Raw genomic sequence first — 19,273 nt, 5'->3', positions numbered from 1 at the left:
ACCTTTTAACAGAAGGCTGACACGATGACTGACACGAAAAAACCGCTGGGGATTACGGACGTAATTCTACGTGACGCCCACCAATCCCTGCTTGCCACCCGCATGCGTCTTGACGACATGCTGCCAATTGCCGAGAAACTCGACCAAGTGGGTTTCTGGTCTCTGGAATCTTGGGGTGGTGCTACCTTTGACTCCTGCATTCGTTACCTGGGTGAAGACCCATGGGAGCGTATCCGCGAACTGAAGAAAGTAATGCCTAACACGCCACAGCAAATGTTGCTGCGTGGCCAGAACCTGCTGGGCTACCGTCACTACGCGGATGATGTGGTAGAGCGTTTTGTAGATCGTGCTGCCGAAAACGGCGTTGATGTGTTCCGTATCTTCGATGCGATGAACGATCCTCGCAACCTGGCAACTGCAATCAAAGCAGTTCGCAAAACAGGTAAACATGCACAGGGCACCATTTCTTACACCACCAGCCCGGTGCACACCATTGATATGTGGGTTGAGTTGGCGAAAGAAGTCGCCGACATGGGCGCAGACTCCATCGCCATCAAAGACATGGCCGGTATCCTGAAGCCTTACGTTGCTTACGATCTGGTTAGTCGTCTGAAGAAAGAATTGGATATTCCGATTCACATGCAGTGCCACGCCACCACTGGTATGTCTACGGCGACGGCCATCAAAGCGGCCGAAGCGGGTATCGACAACGTTGATACCGCGATCTCTTCCATGAGTATGACTTACGGTCACTCGCCCACGGAAGCGGTGGTTGCGATTCTGGAAGGCACCGATCGTGATACCGGTCTGGACCTGAATCTGCTTGAAGAAATTGCCTCTTACTTCCGTGAAGTGCGCAAAAAGTACGCGAAGTTTGAAGGCAGCCTGCGTGGCACCGACTCACGTATCCTGATTGCTCAGGTGCCCGGCGGCATGTTGACCAACATGGAAAACCAGCTGCGTGAACAAAACGCGACTGACAAGTTCGACGAAGTTCTTGCCGAAATCCCGAAAGTTCGCGAAGACCTGGGTTACATCCCGCTGGTAACACCGACATCCCAGATTGTTGGTACTCAGGCGGTTCTGAACGTACTGACCGGTGAGCGCTACAAGTCTATCTCCAAAGAAACCTCTGCAATCCTCAAAGGCGAGTACGGTGCGGCACCAGCTCCGTTCAACAAAGAGCTGCAGGCGCGCGTTCTGGATGGAGCCGAGGCGATTACCTGCCGTCCGGCAGACAACATTGAGCCAGAAATGGACAAGTTGACTGCAGAGCTCAAAGGCCTGGCTGACGAGAAAGGCATCAAGCTGGCAGAGCAGGAAGTGGACGACGTTCTGACTTACGCGTTGTTCCCGCAGATTGGTCTGAAGTTCCTCGAGAACCGTGGTAATCCGGACGCCTTCGAGCCAGTCCCAAGTGCTGACGACGTTGCTCCGGCGAAGAAAGCTTCCGGTCCTGAGAACTACACCGTTGAAGTGAACGGCCAGAAGTACGTTGTTGCGGTTACTGAAGGCGGTGAAATCAGCCAGATTGAAGGCCAGGGCGGTTCCAGTACTGCTCCTGCGGCTGCTGCTCCAGTGCCTGCCGGTGGCGGTGAGCCTGTTGGCGCGCCATTGAGCGGTAACATCTGGAAGGTTCTGGTTTCTCCGGGAGACACGGTTGAAGAAGGTGATGTGCTGATCATTCTCGAAGCCATGAAAATGGAAACCGAGATTCGCGCACCCAAGGCCGGAACCATCGGTGAAGTCTTCATCAAAGTCGGTGACGCCGTCTCTGTTGATGATGAAATGCTGACAATCGCATAAGGGCCAGCATTCCATGGATAAGATAATGACACTCTGGACAGGCAGTGGTCTGTTTAACATAGAGTTTGGTCAGGTGGTGATGATCGCCATCGGCCTGGTGCTGCTGTTCCTTGCAATTCGCAAGGGCTTTGAGCCACTGCTGCTGGTGCCAATCGGCTTCGGTGGTATTCTGGCGAACATCCCGGAGGCAGGGCTGGCCCTGACTGCGGCGGAGAATGCGATTCACTTCGCACTGAAGAGCGACGCTACCCAGATTCTGGCCGCGCTGGCTGTGCCCCTGGATGTTGCATACCAGGCTGGACAGGCGGTTACACCAGAACTGAAGGAAGCTTTCAAAGTCGCGGTGAAAGAAGCCAGCTATTCTGAAATGGCGATGGCGAACTCCCTTGCTCAAGACTTCGGTTACGGCAACGGTATGTTGTATAACTTCTACTCAGTTGTTATCGGCAGCACCATTGGGCCCCTTCTGATCTTCATGGGCGTTGGCGCGATGACCGATTTCGGTCCTCTGCTTGCAAACCCGAAGACCATGCTGCTGGGCGCAGCCGCTCAGTTTGGCATCTTCGGTACCGTCATTGGTGCCGCGCTGCTGGACTGGACTGGCGTTCTGGAATTCAACATTCTTGAAGCGGCTGCCATCGGTATCATCGGTGGCGCAGACGGTCCTACGTCGATCTATGTGGCCAGCGTATTGGCTCCGCATCTTCTGGGTGCTATTGCCGTATCTGCTTACGCTTACATGGCGATGGTTCCGATGATTCAGCCGCCAATCATGAAGGCACTGACCAACGAGAAAGAGCGGGCAATCAAAATGAGCCAGCTGCGTCCGGTCAGCAAGAAGGAAAAGATTGTTTTCCCGCTGGTTGTCCTGATCGCTGTGGTTCTGTTCCTGCCAGATGCAGCGCCGCTGCTGGGTATGTTCTGCTTCGGTAACCTGATGCGTGAATGTGGCGTAGTAGAGCGTTTGAGCGATACGGCCCAGAACGCACTGATCAACATCGTAACCATCTTCCTGGGCTTGTCTGTTGGTTCCAAGCTGATGGCTGACAAGTTCCTGGATGCTCAGACTCTGGGTATTCTGGGCTTGGGTGTTGTCGCGTTTGGTGTGGGCACAGCCTCAGGTGTTCTGATGGCGAAGCTGATGAACAAAGTCAGCAAAGACCCCATCAACCCGCTGATCGGTTCTGCCGGTGTATCTGCGGTGCCAATGGCGGCGCGGGTATCCAACAAGGTTGGTCTCGAGGCTAATCCGCAGAACTTCTTGCTGATGCACGCTATGGGCCCGAACGTGGCTGGTGTAATCGGCTCTGCGGTTGCGGCAGGTGTGATGATCAAGCTGTTGAGCTGATCGTTGCTATCTAGCTGTAGTGAGAAAAACCCCGCTTCGGCGGGGTTTTTTGTGGTCAGTGAAAATCTCGTGAACTGACCGGTAACGTATTTATCAGGTGGCTCAAGTCTGAAAGTTTTCCTGCCATTACGTGCACGATGTCGCCCTCTTTTTCGATCACCCCCTTTACGTGTAGCAGCCGCGCCGTAAGAAGCGGCTTGCGTTGCTGGCGGGCGGTTGCCAACCAAACAACCACGTTTACGTTGCCCGTTTCATCTTCAAGAGTGACAAAGGTAACGCCAGCCGCAGATCCTGGCCTCTGCCGACCCGTAACCAGGCCGGCCACTTGCACGGGGATGCCGGGGCGGGTGGTTCTCAGTTGTTCGGCGGTTAGGCAGTGTTGAAGATGGCCTTGCTCTCGGAGCAGCGCCAGTGGATGTCGTTGCAGAGTCAGGCCTTGGCTGCGGTAGTCTGCCAGTACGTTTTGGCCCTCGGTAGGCTGAGGTAACTGTTTGCAAGGCTCGGACTGGTAATCCGTTTCGGTTTCTTGGGCAAACAACGCGGAAGGTTCTTCGTAGTCCAACAGCTGCCAATAGGCTTGATGGCGGTCTGCGGTAAAACCGGCCATGGCATTGGCGCCCGCGAGTAACTCCATGTCACGCTGGTTGAGGCTGGCGCCGGTGCGCAGTTCGCTGGCGGAGCGATAGCCTTGCCTTGGACGATTTTCGTAGATGCGCTGGCCGCCATGCCTTGATAGGCCCTGAACAATTCGCAACCCCAAGCGCAGCTGGTGGGTTGGTCCCTCCAGTGTGTGCTCCCATTGACTGAAGTTTACGTCTGGCGGCAGCACGGTTACGTCATGCCGGCGGGCGTCTTGTACCAGTTGGCTTGGCGAATAGAATCCCATAGGCTGACTGTTGAGCAAGGCGCAGTAAAATGCCGCCGGATGATGGCGCTTGATCCAAGCGGATACATACACCAGAAGAGCAAAACTGGCAGCGTGAGATTCTGGGAAACCGTAACCGCCAAACCCGCATATTTGCTGATATAAGCGCTCGGCGAAGTCCTGGTTATGACCCCGTTCCAGCATGCCGCTGATCAGTTTGTCCCGGAACGGAGTGAGGTCGCCGTGTGATTTCCAAGCCGCCATGGCGCGGCGGAGTTTGTCGGCTTCACCAGCACTAAAGCCGGCGGCCACCATGGCGAGTTTGATCACCTGCTCCTGGAAGATGGGCACACCTAAAGTTCGCTCCAGTACCTGTCGAATGGCATCGTTGGGGAACTCGACCGGCTCCAGTCCGTGTTTCCGGCGAAGGTAGGGGTGCACCATGTCGCCCTGAATCGGACCCGGGCGCACAATGGCCACTTCAATGACCAGGTCGTAGTAGGTCTCGGGCTTTAGCCGGGGCAGCATGTTGATCTGAGCACGAGACTCCACCTGAAACACGCCAATGCTGTCGCCTTTTTGCAGCATGGCGTAGGTGTCGGGGTCTTCTTGAGGGATATCCTGAATGGTAAAGGGTGTACCTTTTTCTGTGCTGATCAGTTCCAGGGCCTTTCGGATGGCGGTCAGCATACCAAGGGCGAGAACATCCACCTTCATCAAACCGAGGCTTTCCAGGTCGTCCTTATCCCACTGGATAACGGTGCGGTCTTGCATGGCGGCATTTTCAACCGGCACCAGTTCCGAGAGTGGGCCGGCGCTGATGACGAAGCCGCCAACGTGTTGGGACAAATGTCGGGGGAAACCCAGCAAGGTGTTCACCAGTGTGAAAAACTGGTTGGCCATTTGCGGATTCTGAGTCAGCCCTTTGTCGAGAATCTGTTGGTGCCAGTTGGTGGATTTGTCGCGCCAGTCGATGCCATCCAGCAGTTTCTCGACTAAAGCAGCATCGAAGCCCAGTGCTTTACCAACATCCCGAATGGCACTGCGGGGCCGGTACCGGATCACCGTTGCGGCTAGCGCAGCTCGCTCGCGGCCGTAACGTTGGTAGATATACTGGATGACCTCTTCACGCCGTTGGTGCTCGAAATCCACATCGATATCGGGCGGCTCGTTCCTATCCTTCGAGATAAAGCGTTCAAACAGCAGTTCGACTTTGGTGGGGTTTACTTCCGTAATACCCAGGCAGTAACAGACTGCCGAGTTAGCGGCCGAGCCTCGCCCCTGGCACAAGATGCCTTGGCTTCGGGCAAACGCGACTATGTCGTGAATGGTCAGAAAGTAGTGCTCATATTTCATCTCCGAAATCAGCCCCAGCTCTTTGCGAATCAACGCCTGAACTTTCAATGGCGTGCCGCTGGGATATCGACGGCGTTCGCCTTCTTGTGTCAGGCGCTTCAATAGGCCGGCCGGTGTTTCACCAGATGGCACTAGATCGGGCGGGTATTCGTAACGGAGGCTGCCGGGTTCGAACTGACAGGCGTTGGCGATCTGGATGGTTTCGCGTATCCAGCTTTCCGGAAAGAGTTTTTGCAGCACAGAAAGAGGGCGAAGGTATCGCTCTCCATTCTGAAACAGGCAGTGCCCGGCGTTTTCCAGGGTTTTGTGATTGCGCAGGGCCGTGAGAACGTCTTGTAATGGCTGCCGGTCCCGGCTGTGCATGTGCACTTCGCCGGTGGCGACCACCGGAATGCGTAAATGGTCGGCCAATTCGCGAATCCGGGCCAGTTGCAGTTCCTCTCCGACCTCCAGAGAACGGCTGGCGGCAACCCGCAATCGCTGCTCAAATAGCCGCAACAGCCATTCACCGCAAGCGATGGTTTGAGGGAGTGTGGCGTGCTCCGTTGAGGGAGGTAACCATAAGCAAAAACAGCGGTCCAGTTCGTGGGTTTCGATATCCCGTGCGAAAAGCTGATAGCGGCCTTTTTCGGCACGGCGCCGGCCGGTAGTGATCAGCTTGCACAGCTGAGCATAACCCTGCCGGTCTTTCGCCAACAGGATGAATCGAGGGGCAATGGAGCTGCTGGGAGCATCATTCAATTCGAACCAACTGCCGGTAATCAGCTTCACGGGGCTGTCTTTCAATGCGGCCCAAGCTCTGGGGATGCCGGCTACTGAACACGCATCGGTGATTGCGATGGCGTTATAGCCTAGTTCCAATGCCCGTTCGGCTAGCTCGTGGGGGTGCGAAGCGCCGGTCAGAAAGGTGAAATTGCTGAAGCAGAAAAGTTCTGCATAACCCGTCGCCATTAGCCAAACCACCCGTGGATGAACCACCCATCCTGATGATCACGGAATACCCACGCCAGCTCACCACCCGGTAGCTGGGCGATGTAATAATCCCGGTGAACCCGCTGGCCATCCCACCAACCACTGCTTATGCGCTCCGGGCCGGATAGCCAATGTGTGGGCGTTTGGTCCAGAGACTGAGGGCCTTTAAGCAACCATAATGGGCGGTGGGGGAGTGGGGCTGGCTCCGTTTCAGGCTGTTTTGTGGGTTTGCGCACTGCATTAGCGGACCAGGCGCATTCTGGCCGATGGTCTTCGGACGGTGCCAGTTGTTTCAGTGCCTGATCCCCCAGTCGGGCCTGAAGCCGGCTGATCAGGGTGTGCCAGGCTTCGTTCAGATCCTGTGATTCGCCCAGCAAATCCTGCCCGGTTGGCGCCGCCCGGCCGGCAAACCGTTTGACGGTGAGCGTCAGCGCAGTGACCGGCGCACTCAAGGGCTGCTGGTCAAGCTTCAGGCGAATCAGCTTTAAAAACACCTCTGCACGATGCTCGGGCCCCGTGGTTCGGATGAGAAGTCGTGTCGATTCCTGGTGGCGGTGTTGCAGTGAGATCTGAAGGGTGTCGGTATCTTGCTGGCGCCAGCAGAGGTCTTCCTCCAGTTCTGACAGAATTCGCTGCAATGAAAATAAGAGTCCTTGAGTATGCTCCACCTCCTGAATGAAATCCGCCCGATGTCGGAATGTATGAGGTGGCTGCCAAGGTGTTTTCGGGTCTGCGCGGGTTCCCTGAATTTTCTGCACCGTGCTGAGTAGTTCGGGTGATAGCCTCCGAGCTAACTCAGGAGCGGGTAGGGCGAATACATCCGCGAGCGTGCTCAGCCCCAATCGTTGCAGGCGAGAGCAGGCCTTCTTATCGAAACCAGCGGCCTGCAGCGGCAGGTTGCCTAGTGCCGTCATGATGCGGCCTTTGTCATCAGTACATTCGCCTTTGCCCGTGAGCGCCAACAAGCGAGCGGTCTGTGGCGTGTGGCCGATGGCGATCCAGGCGGTGAGCTGGCGCTCGGTTAACGCTTGTTCCAGGGTTTGCCAGATGGCGGGGAGCCCACCATACAATTTTTGCAGACTACTGACTTCAGCCCAAAGACCATCGGGTGGCGCCAGGGTGATGTGTGCAGCGTAGTGATATAGCCAGCGCGCCTGGTCTTCAAGAAGCCAGACTTCCTGCTTCGGGTTGGCTTGCATAATGTGCAGGTCAGGCGCCAGGCCAAGTGCGGTTTTCAGGCGCATGCCTACCTCAACGCCTAATTCCTGAGCAGTGGCACAGGCTTGCGTAACGGCTTGTCCTGAGCCATCCACAATCACAAGAGCGCCCGTCGCATCTTGATTACGTTGGATGTGGTCCAGCAACAGGTGAGGGAAGTGCAGATATAACCAAAGCATAAGTTTACCGAACAGCCTCAGCCCAAGGCCCTTGAATCACGCGGGTGGAATCCTGGCTGGCAAGGTTGGCTCGGTGCCCGATGGCCAGAGAGCAGCGCTGGCCGGGCCAGCTGCCTCGGCGCTTTATGATGTTGATCTTGAGTTTCTGGTGCTCATCCGGAACAAGCTCCAGCCGTAATGCGGCCGGAGAATTTTGTTCAACATGGCGGCGGCTACGAAAAAGCACACACACATTACCGCCGGCTTCCGAGGCTAACTGCAACCGGCGAACATCGCGGCTGGCCAGCGTGCCCGGCCAGGCTAAAACCAACCCGGTAACCGGTGAACGAAGGCAGTTTTCGAGCGTCCACAAAAAGTCGTTCTGATCTTGAGTTGTGACCATTACCACATGATCCAGATTAACCCCCTCCCGGGCCAAAGCCGGCGCATAGGGCGTGTGCGGCGGGTTCAGCCAGAAGATGGTCTTACCTTCATTGGACACTCGCTGCATGAGTGGCAACACAAGATGCAGTTCGCCAATACCGCAGCTATCCAGCAAACATTCACTCAATGCGCCCTTAGGCCAGCCAAGCCCGCCGAGTTGATTGTCCAGGGACTGGTATCCTGTTGGTTCCGCAGGCTGGGTGGTCTTCTTATGCTGGTGGCCCTGCCAAACGCGGGCATCTTGAAGAAGGCTGCTCAGCAATTCGCTCATGGGGAAATTCTCTCAATACTGTTTATATATACAGTATTCTTAAGAGGGTAGAATTTCAACAAAGTGGTGCGATTGTTTTGTTCTAAAATGTTTTGTTGATAGCACTGAGAACTTCAGATTTGCCTCTGGTCAGCGTTTGACTATCTCAGGGGGCTGTGTTTATGCTCGAGTAAGCACGGTACGTCCTGATTCCTTGGAAAACCCTGACTCAATCAAAGGTTTCTTATAAATCGAACAGGAGTCCAATATGACCAGCCGCTTGATCAAGAAGATGCTCGATGATTGGGAGCTACGTTCAACCCATGTCAAAGAGCAGGTCAGTACCAAGGTTGTTCTGAATAAGACAGACCTGATTAAGGTTGAAGCACTTGCCGAGACTTATAAATTACCTGCCGGTGATTTGCTTGCTAACATAATCAGCACCGCGTTGCTGCAAATAGAAGAGCAAATGCCCTATGTGGCTGGCGATAAGGTGATTCGCGTTGAAGAGGGTAATCCCATTTACGAAGATGTGGGGCGCACACCCGACTATATGGCTGCAAAAGCCAAGCTGGAAACTAAGCAATAACAAACGTCTGTATAGGGCGTGAGGCACAACCCTTATTCATACTCAGCGGGGGCTGCCAGCAATGGTTTCTTGTCGCCATTTCTTTCGTTTCGTGCTGCCATTGGTCATCTGCTGGTTACTTCATTCAGCCCCGAGCTATGCTGGAGATCTGGAGTTGCAGAGTCTCAGTGTGCGTGCACGGGTTTCAGAGAAAACCTTGCTTGGAGAAGACGCACCGGAAGACTTTAAGGAATACGATGTGTCGGCAGTGTTCCCTTTACCCTGGCAAAGCTATTTCGCGTCAGGCTGGGGGGTAGGTAGCCGCTTGATGGCGAGCGGGGGACTTTTGCGGGGAGCGGGCAAAAATGCGCTTGTTGTGTCGCTCATTCCGGAATTGACGTTAGGCAGTGAGAACGGTCGTTTTGTCCTGGACCTGGGCGCAGGAGGTGCTTTGTTCAGCAGGTGGCGTTTTGGTACCCAGGATTTTGGTGGGCCTTTTCAGTTTGCCTTGACCTCGGGCGTCACTTTTCCGCTTTTTAGAAATCTGGGGCTGGGGTATCGCTTCCTGCATTATTCCGACGCCAGCGTTAATGGATCAGATACCACCGGGGCGGATTTCCACATGATCGAGCTTAGCTACCGATTTTGATCTTCATGTCTCTGGCTGGGCTTAGATGAATGTCCAGGCCAGCACCCGTGTAACCTTGTTTCCCTGTTTCATCTCTATCTCGCGAATATCAACCGCGCCGAGCTTGAGGATCCACTTTTTTGCGGGCTTAACGTTGTCGGCTTTGGAGACCAGACTGGTAAACCAGCGGCATTGGCTTGAATACGCTTGGCTTTCTTTGATGAGCTTTTTGAGAAACAGCTGCTCGCCTCCCTTGCACCAAAGCTCTGCACCCAGGCCCCCAAAGTTCAAGGTAGGGGATTTGCTTTGTCCTTTCTGCTCGCCGCGACTACGGGCAAGGTTCTTGAGTTTACGCTGGCTACCTTTGACTGCTTCATCGAGCGAGGCATGAAAAGGTGGGTTGCATACGCTTACGTCAAAGAACTCCCCAGGCTGAATAATCCCTTCGAAAATATGGTTTCTATCAGGCTGTCTACGCAACGTGAAACGGCTTTTGAGCGCGGGATTATTGGCGATGATCCTGGCAACGTTTTCCAGTGACTGAGGGTTGATGTCACTACCGACACACTGCCAATCGTATATTTGGCAGGCCAGTAGCGGGTAGATTCCGTTCGCCCCGGTTCCGATGTCGAGCATCCTGATGCTTGGGCTTTCTAATCCCGGCAAATCAGCCACGTGATGGATGTAGTCCGCTCTGCCCGGTATGGGAGGGCAGAGCGCTCCCTCTGGAATATCCCAGTTGGCAATGTTGTAGTATCGGTTTAATAGCGCGGCGTTGAGGGTTTTTACCGCCAACGGGTCTGCGAAGTCGATGGATAGGTTACCGTGAGCGTTCGGTTTTACATGAGCTTCTAGCGCCGGGTGCTTTTTTATCAGGGCCGGGAAATCGTAGCCTTGGTTGTGCAGGTTTCTCGGGTGCAGATTCTTGCGAACAGGTTTGCCTTGGTTTTTTCTTCGCTGAAGAGAGTTCACAGTAATCGGCCCGGGGCTTTGAATTTAAACGTAGACTGGGTCTGGCTTCGAGCCCCATTATAAGCCTAATGTATATGCTGGGCATATGAGCCAGTTCCGTCCGAAAGCACATCATCAGTAATTTACTGGATCGCAGCTTTACTCGTTAACTCTCAGAAAATGGGTTCGCCAGTTTCTTTGACGGCGTAGAACAGGCAGTCACTCTTTGCAATTATCGGGTTGGTGGTGATCATAAAGAGTTTGATGGCCTGGACGGGGTAAATTTTCCCGTTCTTTATCTTCAGGACTTTTTCCATATTCTCGGTCCGGTTATGGCCGATCGCGGTGAGCATACCCAAATCTTTCTGCCCAACCCATCCTAGGGGTTCATCCGGTGAAACAGTTCCGAAATTGCGCCGTTCGATGTCTGGCGGAAACGTAAGGTCGGCCTGACCGCTGGGCTCCATGCGATACTCTATGGTTGCGTCAGAGGCTAGCTCCACCCGAATGGGATTGCGCAGTACTGCGACGTTCCAATCCGCATTGTCCAGTGACAACACGTCTGGTTTCGAGGTGTAGCGCACGAGCCCCTCGTACGCGAGCTGGTGAGCCTGTTCATCCTGGGACCCTCCACACTCGATGGTAATCGTGGGAACCTCCTGTTCCGAATATTCCATCAGTGCTCCCAAGCGAAGGTCCGTCATGATGAGCCGATCGGTAAACAGTGATGCCAGGGCTTGATGAGCAGCATCATTCGTGATGGTTACCGCAAAGGCCGGCCCTGTGCCTGAAGTGTTGTGCACGTCTAGCAGGCACTCGGGTTGGGCCTTGTGAAGTTCGGCCAGAAGGGCCTCGGCAATCGCTCCCTCTATACCCTTAAAGGGTTTTTGGAAGCACCGGTTCAGATCTCGACCGTTAGGTAGCTGACGGTACGACAGTGTGGGCGGCCGCTTTGCGGGATAGACGCCTCCCAAAAGGAACAGCATGTTGACTCTAGGCGTGTGCTGCTCAAGCAGCCACCGGTGAAGCGCAAACAGACCCGAAGGCTCATTTCCGTGAAGCAGTGTGGCCATGGCACGGGTCCGAGAGCGGTCACGACCGGCAACATGAATAACTGTGGGCCGGTGTAATCGGTCCAGCCACTCTAGTGGAGAGCGCCCCAGCGTTCGGGGAGATGGGTCATTCAAATAATCAAGCAGGTTTGATTTGCTCATGGTGACAGGGACCATTCATGGACCGGCGTGTTTTTATTTTGGTTGGTCATGTAAAGCGACAGCATGCTTCGGAACGCCTCATCGGGGCTCAGGGTTTTTAGGAAGGAATCGGTAATGTGGCGCTGCCATTGGGCGCCCGTCATGGCATTTACAACTCGGCCTTCGATAATTCCCAGTAAGAGGGTGATTTCGGTCTCGTCTACCGCTGTTTTTTTCAATTCTTCCCGGGCGCGCGACAAGAGCTCACGGGCCACCGTTAACAGGGGGGAAGCCTGCAGCTGAACCTGATCTTTGTGCGGCCAAACGATGTCTGCGTCCAGGCCATATTTTGCGGCACGGTAGAAATTGTGCTCGGCGTAGTTGAACGGAAGGATCGACGTCAGATGATGAATGTCCTCGAGAACGGCTAGTGCAGCCCCAATCACGAACAACCCGTTTGCACACATGTCCACTGGTGTCGGGCCAGCGGGCATGAAGCGAAGCTCGATGCGCAGATGGCCACCCTCTGAGGGATCAAAGATGGCCCGGTTCCAAGGCCAGGTGGTGCCATGGTGCAGGCGCAGTTCGGCCAGTTTCGGCACCTCGCCTCGAGCCAGCACAGCCATAGGATCTTCCTCTGACATCAGGGGGATGATGGGGGGATACAGTGAGGCGGAAGCCGCAAATAATTCCCAGGCGCTGCGTGCCCAACCGCTGCCGAAATAGACCCTGGGTGGATGGCGCCAGGATTTAAAACTGGAGGAACGGCTATCAATGGATTGCTTGAACAGAGCAATGCGGGTCTCGTCCCAGAGGCCGTGGCCAAACAGACTGGGCGAGTTGCAGGCCAGAGCCAAGGCTATCGGCGTCACCAGTTGGACGGCATTGAAATAATCGGCAAAACGATGAGCCGGAACACGCCAGTGTAGCTGGAAGGAGGTGTTCGCCCCTTCCATGGTGACGTCGTCGGTTGTTACGTTGATAGCATCTTCGCCACGAATATGGATGCTGAATGGTTCCCCTCGCTGCTTCACCAGCGCTTTGGATAGGACGTGGTAGCGGGGTTCGTCTGTCATCGCGTCCGGTCCGGTATCGGACGGGCGGAGCGTGGGCAAAATGCCGATCGGTACCAATTTCCCACCTAATGGCGCGGCGTGCTCATCGATGCGTTGGATGGCAGCGAGCAGTTCTTGCTCCGTTTTGGTAAATGGAGTGCCTTTGAAGGCTTGGGGGCTGAGGTTGTATTCGAGATTGAATCGGTTTAGCTCTAGCGTCAGTTGGGGATCTTGAACGCTGGCGGCGATTTCAGTGTTAATGGGTTGAACGTGCAGGTCAGAGTTGACGATGTAGAACTCTACCTCGGCGCCAATCGAGCTCTCGCCTTCGCCAAAGCCCGGTCGTTCTAGAAGGCAAGAGAGTGCTGTCAGGTCCGTTCGGACCTTTGCAGAAAATTGTTCAAACTCTTCTTCGGTAAATTCCGATTTTTTGATCGACAGTCCCACAGCAAATTCGCCTTAAACGGGATCCTATCTTGATAATAGCGGAAGGTGCGCCCGGCACCAGCCCGGTCGGTTTTTTCCTGGTTCAAGTTGAGGGTTTAAGTCTGACAGCTTGGGTCAACTGCGTGTGCGATGCGGGGTGCGCTTTAGCCTATACTCTGGATAAATGCTTGCTGCTGACGTGGGGCGAATGATGAAAACATCGCAAGTCATCTTATGCCTATTCCTTATCGGCGTTGGGTTGTGCGGCAACACCTACGGCAAGCGAGTGGAAAACTTGGTTCACGGTAATTCAGGTTCGACTCTTATCGCTGAAAGCTATGGCGAATTTGATGAACCTTGGGCCATGACCTTTCTCCCGAATGGACAGCTCCTTGTCACTGAAAAATCAGGAACGCTGTATCTGGTTCGCTTGGAAGATCGCAGTAAATTGGCGGTTCAAGGCATGCCAGAGGTGGCCTATGGCGGCCAGGGTGGCTTGGGGGACGTTGTTCTTCATCCGAGTTATCCGGATAACCACTGGATTTATCTGTCGTATGCAGAGCAGGGTTCCTGGCGGAAAAAAGGAGCCGTGGTTGCTCGAGCCGAGCTGAATATCGCGGCAGACCCACCATCTCTCGAAAATCTCCAGGTTATCTGGCGCCAGACTCCGAAGGTTTCTGGCGCAGGGCATTACTCCCACCGGCTGGCATTTAGGCCTGAAGGGCATTTGTTTATCACCTCGGGTGACCGGCAAAAACTCGAGCCGGCTCAGCATTGGGATCAGAACCTGGGCAAGGTGATCCGGATTAACCCGGACGGCTCCATTCCAAAGGATAATCCGTTTCAGGATCAAGGCGAGCTCGCAAAATCCTTTTGGTCGCTCGGGCATCGCAATGTACTCGGCATTGCATTCGACAAACAGGGGCAGCTTTGGACCCACGAAATGGGCCCCAGGCACGGCGACGAGTTGAACCTGACAGTGGCCGGCGAGAATTACGGTTGGCCTTTGGTTTCCTGGGGGGATCATTACTCCGGCTTTCCCATTCCCGATCATGACACGCGCCCTGAGTTCAAAGCGCCGGCGATCTACTGGGTGCCAACGGTGGCCCCTTCTGGCCTGGCTCTATACGACGGTGCTATGTTTCCTGAGTGGCAGGGCCAGGCCTTTATCGGCGGCCTGCGGTCAGAGTCTCTGTTACGAATCCGAATCAACGGTCAGGAGGCTGAAGAAGCCGAGCGTTTCGCCATGGGTGCGCGTATCCGAGAGGTAGAAGTCGGGCCTGAAGGTGCGCTATGGTTGCTTGAGGATGGAGCCGGCGGTCGCCTCCTGCGACTTGAATCGCGCTTTTCCTCGCTTGAATGACGAGTAAATACTTGATCAAACATCAGGGTAAAAATGAAGGTGTAGACCAAGAAAAAGATCAAAATCGCAGCCTCCATGGTTGCGGCGGTCCAGAGCCCGACATCGTACCAATACATGTAAAGTGGCAGGCAAATGATGAATAAGCCCACCTCAAAGCCCGTTGCGTGCATACAGCGTATTGCAAAAGTGCGGACGGTAATCTGTCTGCGCACTTCCCAAAACTCGAAGCCGGTGTTGTAGATGAAGTTCCAGATGACGGCTGCGCTGGAAACGATGATCGCTACGGGTAATGACTCGTGTGCATCACCCTTACTTAGGGCCATAAGAATGACCGTACTGAACAGGATGCCGAAAAATTCGAACAGTGCGACGTAAAGAAGACGACGTTTAATGGGGCTGAGTGATATCAACAGAAACTCCATAGGGCTTTTCTTGGCCCTTTGACAACTGAAGAGCCGGCCCGTCCCGGTTGATAATGACCTGTGAAATGAGCATTCCACAGCGCAGAGCCACGGTTTCCGCCTGCGCTGCGATATTAGCATTGCCGCTACTTAAACCCCAAACTCTGGTGGAGTGTTCATGAGCCCGGCGCTGTGATTGGGATGGGGGCTCAGGCTGGATCGCAAATGCTAGAATATCCGCATGTTCCGCACATTTCTGGAGAACCGTATTATGAACACCGCTCCCAGCCCCTACCCAATCGGCATACCCGGCACCGCGTGGGGGGCCGCAGAGCGCACTGAGTGGTTGTCACAACAGTCCCGGCAGCGCAGCTATGAATCCGAAGTGTTGAGCGTTATCGAACGCCTGAAACCGGATTTTGACGTAGAAGAATATGGGTGTTTGGAGTATGGCTCTGATCGCTATCCGCTGATGGCGATTCGCAGTCGCGACTGGAATGACGATCTGCCGATTGTGCTGATTACGGGCGGGGTGCATGGCTATGAAACCAGCGGTGTGCATGGCGCACTGCAGTTCGTTGAGCAGTATGCCTCGGATTACGCGGATCGTGTGAACCTTTTGGTTGCACCGTGTGTCAGCCCTTGGGCATACGAGCGTATCCATCGCTGGAACGCAGACGCGATCGATCCCAACCGCTCTTTCCACGAAAACAGCCCCGCGGGGGAATCGGCAGCTCTTATGCGATTGGTAACGCCCATCCGCAATCGTGCGCTGTTGCATATGGACTTGCACGAAACCACGGATACCGATGAAACCGAGTTTCGCCCCGCACTGGCTGCCCGGGACGGTAAGTCGTTTGAGCCGGGCGACATACCAGACGGTTTCTATTTGGTCGATGATAGTGAAAATCCGCAGCCGGAATTTCAGCAGGCCATCATAGAAGCGGTGGAGCAGGTAACGCATATCGCACCTGCTGATGATAAAGGGGAGATCTTCGGCTCGCCTGTCGCTTCGCGCGGTGTTATCCAGTATCCGCTTCAACAGCTCGGGTTGTGTGCAGGTATCACGAACGCCCCATACCGGACCACAACCGAGGTTTATCCCGACAGCCCAAGAGCGACACCTGATCAGTGCAATGCGGCACAGGTTGCTGCCGTGTGCGCGGGAATTGGTTACGCGATCGCGAACCGATAAGCGAACGACATTTAGGGAGAGCAGCGATGAGTGAATTGGCTGAGCAACACTGCGAGGCGTGCCGTAAAGGTGCGCCCACGGTGACCGGCGATGAGAAGGAGCTTTTGTGCGGGAAAGTCCCGGACTGGCGCCTTGTGGATGCACAGAGCGAAGAGAAGCTCAAAAAGGTTTTTAAGTTCAAAAACTTCGCCCAGGCTCAGGCATTCGCTAATCAAGTAGGTGATCTGGCTGAGGCGGAAAACCACCATCCTGCGATTCTTCTGGAGTACGGCAAAGTGACGGTCAGCTGGTGGACCCACGCTATCGGCGGACTGCACCGGAATGATTTTATTATGGCCGCCAAAACTGACGCTTTATTGGCTGATCCAGAGTAACTTGCCTTTGGGGAGGCAGTGGTGCTGATCTTGGTCTAGCCTTGTTATGTTGTCAGTCAGACTGTGTGGTCTGTATCACGCAGCGGTTAATAATCGGAGATAGGGGAGGGCAGCATGAAGAAAAGCACAATGACTTTGTTGTCGGCTTTGCTGGTTGCACCGATGATGACTTTCGCGGGAAGCATGATGTCGGAAGCTCCGGACAACGCGGAAGTGTATTTTGTTCAGCCCACCGATGGGGCCACGGTTGGGCAAACCATTAAAGTGGTTTTTGGTCTTCGCAATATGGGCGTTGCGCCGGCCGGTGTTGATAAGAAAAATACCGGGCATCATCACCTTTTGATTGATACCGACGTGCCGGCTGATTTGAGTAAGCCGTTGCCAGCCACCGATAAGATCAAGCACTTTGGCGGCGGCCAGACGGAAACCGAAATCGAACTTGCCCCCGGTACTCATACCTTGCAGTTATTATTGGGTAACCATGCCCACGTGCCTCATAGCACGCCTGTGGTCTCCGACAAAATCACCATCACGGTCAAGTAGCACACAAGCCGGTGGTTGGCGGGTGTCTGAACGCACTCGTGCGACCACCGTTTTATAATTAATGAACGTGGCGTCATAATGTCATGTTGGGCCTTTGTTTCTGTGTAGCGGAACGAGTTTGTCTGCGCTACGTGCTCCTTATTGGGTTTTCAAAACACAATAAGGAGAACAATCGATGCCCTCCCGTTTCTCATTTCTTTCTGCTCGCTTTGCGTTGGCGCCCATCGCTTTAGCATTCGCTGTCACCGGCTGTATCGATTCCGGTTCGGGAAGTGGCGGTTCCGATCAAGCCACAGAACAGCGAAATTCCGCCGATCAGGCCTGCGAAAACCCCGGCAATAGCCAGGCACCGCAGTGCAAACTACCTAACCCCGTTTTAGTTTCCTGCGCTGAGGGATCGCCCCGTGAAGGCGGGCGAAGTTATTCGGTTTCTCTTAGCTCTGCCAGCAATGAAACCATTACCTTCCAGGTACTTGAGCCTGCGGGTGGAATAGACTGCGAAGCTGGGCATCCGCTCGTTTTGCAAGGACACGGTTTCGGTGGATCGCGCAGCACCGATGGCTTCGCTAGTTACCGCGAAGCGGGCTTTGCAGTCATCTCCATCGACCAACGGGGGTTTGGGCAAAGTACGGGAACTGTGAGGGTCATGGATCCGGAATTTGAGGGGCAAGACCTGGTGCAGATTCTTGACTGGGCGGAAGCTAATCTGGATTACCTGCAATTTCGAAACGAGGCCGACCTTCCCGAAGCGTTGAATCCAAATCTGGTGGCGGGTGCTATCGGCGGCAGTTACGGCGGCGGCTTCCAATTCCTGCTTCATGGTCTGGATCCGAAACAGCGGCTCGATGCCTTGGTGCCGGATATGACGTGGAATGATCTGCGTTATAGCCTGAATCCCGGTGACGTGATAAAGACGGGGTGGGATCTGGTGCTGGTGGGGATTGGTGAGAGTGGCTCATACCGTAATGGAAACAGCGGCTTGGATCCGATCATGAAAGAGGTTCTGGCACAGGGGGCCTCCTTGAACCGTTTCCCAGAGGCAGGCCTGGACTTCGTCTATTACCACAGCCCGGCTTATCGCTGCGCGGGCACCGCGTTATCTGTGTCAGAGGATACGGATCTGGTTTCCTACCAAATGAATCCACCGGCCTTCGATGTTCCACCGACCCCCTTCAATAACGTTGATGTGTTGTTGACTCAGGGCATGAAAGATACGCTGTTTAACTTCAATGAAGCGTGGCGCAACTTCTCATGCTTGTCGGCACAAACGGACGGCGATATTCGATTGCTCACTCACCAGACGGGGCACGTGCTTCCCGTCGAGGCACCGGACGATGCGCAGCCGGGCACTTACATTGATCCAGCCGCGGGCTTGCTTGAAATTCCGGGCTTTCAGGGAGCCGCTGGCAAGTTTCATTGTGGCAGCATTTCGATTGCCGATGCCACGCTGAACTGGCTGGAGCACCATCTGCAGGGCAAGCCACTTGCCGGTTACTTTAATGGCACCGAAACCAACGTGTGTTTGTCGCTCGAGGATGATCAGTCGGTGTTGGTTCCCATGGACAGCTTCCCTGCGCCAGCCAGTGAAGATCAGTTGCTGACAGGGCGCTATGCTGTTGAGCGGGCGTTTGCGTCGGATCAACCTGTAGCATCCGGATACGAGGCCGCTGCCACCGTAACTCAGCCTCCTCAAGCTCTATTCCTGGGTAAAGTTGGCGAAGACGGTGGGGTATTGGGCGGCATACCGACCATGCAGCTGACGATGTCGGATCTTGCGGGTAAAACGTCGTGTGACAGCGAGTTGGGCCCCTACGCTCCGGGCTGCGATCCGATTGTGTTTGTCGGATTGGGTAAGCGTGCGGAAGGCGAGAGTCGCTGGGATCTGATTGACGACCAGGTGATGCCGGTTCGTGGTTTGAAAAATGACGCTGTTATTCAGTTGGTCGGTGTAGCTGAATCTTTGGCGCCCGGTGACGAGTTGGCGTTGTTGGTAACCGGATACCATTTACAGTACCCGGCCAGCTGGTCGCGGGATGCGCTGGTTCCCTTTGTAAATGTGTCAGGGACCGTGCAGCTTCCGCTGCTGGAGGGAACGCTGATCGACGCACCATAAAGGGTTTGTTCTGGAGCGGCCGACGCTGGCCGCTCCAGATTCCCTG

15 protein-coding genes and 1 pseudogene are annotated in these 19,273 nt (G+C 54.8%); 9 read left to right on the top strand and 7 right to left on the bottom strand.

The genetic code is table 11. The features are described from left to right. The first annotated feature begins 24 nt into the window (after positions 1-24). Both oadA and JAO79_RS11580 read left to right on the top strand, forming a co-directional pair. The gene (gene oadA, locus JAO79_RS11585; RefSeq protein ID WP_199007415.1) at positions 25-1,806 is read left to right on the top strand and encodes a sodium-extruding oxaloacetate decarboxylase subunit alpha; all 1,782 of its coding nucleotides are present in this window, start codon (positions 25-27) and stop codon (positions 1,804-1,806) included. A gap of 13 nt (positions 1,807-1,819) precedes the next feature. Continuing rightward, on the top strand, positions 1,820-3,154 hold the full coding sequence (locus tag JAO79_RS11580) for a sodium ion-translocating decarboxylase subunit beta (protein WP_320158959.1): 1,335 nt from the start codon (positions 1,820-1,822) through the stop codon (positions 3,152-3,154). 55 nt (positions 3,155-3,209) lie between these two features. Here the strand turns inward: JAO79_RS11580 and JAO79_RS11575 are convergent, their stop codons facing one another. The 3 genes from JAO79_RS11575 to imuA are packed head-to-tail and all read right to left on the bottom strand — an operon-like array spanning position 3,210 to position 8,438. Then, entirely contained in the window at positions 3,210-6,326 is a 3,117-nt protein-coding gene (locus tag JAO79_RS11575; protein WP_199007413.1) for an error-prone DNA polymerase, read from the bottom strand. Beyond that, on the bottom strand, positions 6,326-7,744 hold the full coding sequence (locus JAO79_RS11570) for a Y-family DNA polymerase (protein ID WP_199007412.1): 1,419 nt from the start codon (positions 7,742-7,744) through the stop codon (positions 6,326-6,328). The genes JAO79_RS11575 and JAO79_RS11570 overlap by 1 nt, the downstream gene beginning before the upstream one ends. A gap of 4 nt (positions 7,745-7,748) precedes the next feature. Beyond that, the gene (imuA, locus tag JAO79_RS11565) at positions 7,749-8,438 is read right to left on the bottom strand and encodes a translesion DNA synthesis-associated protein ImuA (protein ID WP_199007411.1); all 690 of its coding nucleotides are present in this window, start codon (positions 8,436-8,438) and stop codon (positions 7,749-7,751) included. 247 nt (positions 8,439-8,685) lie between these two features. Here imuA and JAO79_RS11560 point away from each other — a divergent pair, with 247 nt between their 5' ends. Both JAO79_RS11560 and JAO79_RS11555 read left to right on the top strand, forming a co-directional pair. Next, positions 8,686-9,006: a hypothetical protein gene (locus JAO79_RS11560; RefSeq protein ID WP_199007410.1), complete on the top strand. Its 321-nt coding sequence runs from the start codon at positions 8,686-8,688 to the stop codon at positions 9,004-9,006. 154 nt (positions 9,007-9,160) lie between these two features. Then, the gene (locus JAO79_RS11555) at positions 9,161-9,634 is read left to right on the top strand and encodes an acyloxyacyl hydrolase (protein ID WP_199007409.1); all 474 of its coding nucleotides are present in this window, start codon (positions 9,161-9,163) and stop codon (positions 9,632-9,634) included. A 21-nt stretch (positions 9,635-9,655) separates the two neighbouring features. Here JAO79_RS11555 and rlmF read toward each other — a convergent pair whose 3' ends face one another. The 3 genes from rlmF to JAO79_RS11540 all read right to left on the bottom strand — a co-directional run bounded on the left by rlmF (position 9,656) and on the right by JAO79_RS11540 (position 13,259). Then, positions 9,656-10,585, bottom strand: a complete 930-nt coding sequence (rlmF, locus tag JAO79_RS11550) for a 23S rRNA (adenine(1618)-N(6))-methyltransferase RlmF (protein WP_199007408.1) — start codon at positions 10,583-10,585, stop codon at positions 9,656-9,658. A gap of 152 nt (positions 10,586-10,737) precedes the next feature. After that, positions 10,738-11,778, bottom strand: coding sequence for a succinylglutamate desuccinylase/aspartoacylase family protein (locus JAO79_RS11545; RefSeq protein ID WP_227664562.1), 1,041 nt, complete (start codon positions 11,776-11,778; stop codon positions 10,738-10,740). Then, entirely contained in the window at positions 11,775-13,259 is a 1,485-nt protein-coding gene (locus tag JAO79_RS11540) for a hypothetical protein (protein ID WP_199007406.1), read from the bottom strand. The genes JAO79_RS11545 and JAO79_RS11540 overlap by 4 nt, the downstream gene beginning before the upstream one ends. Positions 13,260-13,449: 190 nt before the next feature. Between JAO79_RS11540 and JAO79_RS11535 the strand changes: the two genes are divergently transcribed. Beyond that, positions 13,450-14,601, top strand: a complete 1,152-nt coding sequence (locus JAO79_RS11535) for a PQQ-dependent sugar dehydrogenase (RefSeq protein ID WP_227664561.1) — start codon at positions 13,450-13,452, stop codon at positions 14,599-14,601. Positions 14,602-14,612: 11 nt separating this feature from the next. Here the strand turns inward: JAO79_RS11535 and JAO79_RS16570 are convergent. Then, a pseudogene (locus tag JAO79_RS16570) lies at positions 14,613-15,023 on the bottom strand (PACE efflux transporter); the annotation flags it as partial. 250 nt (positions 15,024-15,273) lie between these two features. On the opposite strand from JAO79_RS16570, the gene JAO79_RS11530 reads away from it, so the two are divergent. The 4 genes from JAO79_RS11530 to JAO79_RS11515 all read left to right on the top strand — a co-directional run bounded on the left by JAO79_RS11530 (position 15,274) and on the right by JAO79_RS11515 (position 19,227). Beyond that, complete coding sequence (locus tag JAO79_RS11530; RefSeq protein WP_199007404.1) at positions 15,274-16,197, top strand: M14 family metallocarboxypeptidase; 924 nt, start codon at positions 15,274-15,276, stop codon at positions 16,195-16,197. A gap of 26 nt (positions 16,198-16,223) precedes the next feature. Further along, a complete protein-coding gene (locus JAO79_RS11525; RefSeq protein WP_199007403.1) occupies positions 16,224-16,571 on the top strand; it encodes a 4a-hydroxytetrahydrobiopterin dehydratase in 348 nt (115 codons plus the stop codon). 114 nt (positions 16,572-16,685) lie between these two features. Then, a complete protein-coding gene (locus JAO79_RS11520; RefSeq protein ID WP_199007402.1) occupies positions 16,686-17,114 on the top strand; it encodes a DUF4399 domain-containing protein in 429 nt (142 codons plus the stop codon). Between the two features lie 175 nt (positions 17,115-17,289). Continuing rightward, positions 17,290-19,227 carry a CocE/NonD family hydrolase gene (locus JAO79_RS11515; RefSeq protein WP_199007401.1) on the top strand — a complete coding sequence of 646 codons (1,938 nt, stop codon included), beginning with the start codon at positions 17,290-17,292 and terminating at the stop codon, positions 19,225-19,227. Positions 19,228-19,273: the final 46 nt, after the last annotated feature.

The organism is Marinobacter litoralis, assembly GCF_016427555.1.
GTDB classification, from domain to species: domain Bacteria; phylum Pseudomonadota; class Gammaproteobacteria; order Pseudomonadales; family Oleiphilaceae; genus Marinobacter; species Marinobacter litoralis_A.
The sequence above is the reverse complement of the archived record's forward strand: the minus strand, read 5'-3'. Positions and strand labels throughout refer to the sequence as shown.

What these genes read in the sequence shown, in the direction of transcription:
- oadA (WP_199007415.1), top strand. Translation starts at nt 25, where the DNA reads ATGACTGACACGAAAAAACCGCTGGGGATTACGGACGTAATTCTACGT.
- JAO79_RS11580 (WP_320158959.1), top strand. Translation starts at nt 1,820, where the DNA reads ATGGATAAGATAATGACACTCTGGACAGGCAGTGGTCTGTTTAACATA.
- JAO79_RS11575 (WP_199007413.1), bottom strand. Translation starts at nt 6,326, where the DNA reads ATGGCGACGGGTTATGCAGAACTTTTCTGCTTCAGCAATTTCACCTTT.
- JAO79_RS11570 (WP_199007412.1), bottom strand. Translation starts at nt 7,744, where the DNA reads ATGCTTTGGTTATATCTGCACTTCCCTCACCTGTTGCTGGACCACATC.
- imuA (WP_199007411.1), bottom strand. Translation starts at nt 8,438, where the DNA reads ATGAGCGAATTGCTGAGCAGCCTTCTTCAAGATGCCCGCGTTTGGCAG.
- JAO79_RS11560 (WP_199007410.1), top strand. Translation starts at nt 8,686, where the DNA reads ATGACCAGCCGCTTGATCAAGAAGATGCTCGATGATTGGGAGCTACGT.
- JAO79_RS11545 (WP_227664562.1), bottom strand. Translation starts at nt 11,778, where the DNA reads ATGAGCAAATCAAACCTGCTTGATTATTTGAATGACCCATCTCCCCGA.
- JAO79_RS11535 (WP_227664561.1), top strand. Translation starts at nt 13,450, where the DNA reads ATGAAAACATCGCAAGTCATCTTATGCCTATTCCTTATCGGCGTTGGG.
- JAO79_RS11530 (WP_199007404.1), top strand. Translation starts at nt 15,274, where the DNA reads ATGAACACCGCTCCCAGCCCCTACCCAATCGGCATACCCGGCACCGCG.
- JAO79_RS11525 (WP_199007403.1), top strand. Translation starts at nt 16,224, where the DNA reads ATGAGTGAATTGGCTGAGCAACACTGCGAGGCGTGCCGTAAAGGTGCG.
- JAO79_RS11520 (WP_199007402.1), top strand. Translation starts at nt 16,686, where the DNA reads ATGAAGAAAAGCACAATGACTTTGTTGTCGGCTTTGCTGGTTGCACCG.
- JAO79_RS11515 (WP_199007401.1), top strand. Translation starts at nt 17,290, where the DNA reads ATGCCCTCCCGTTTCTCATTTCTTTCTGCTCGCTTTGCGTTGGCGCCC.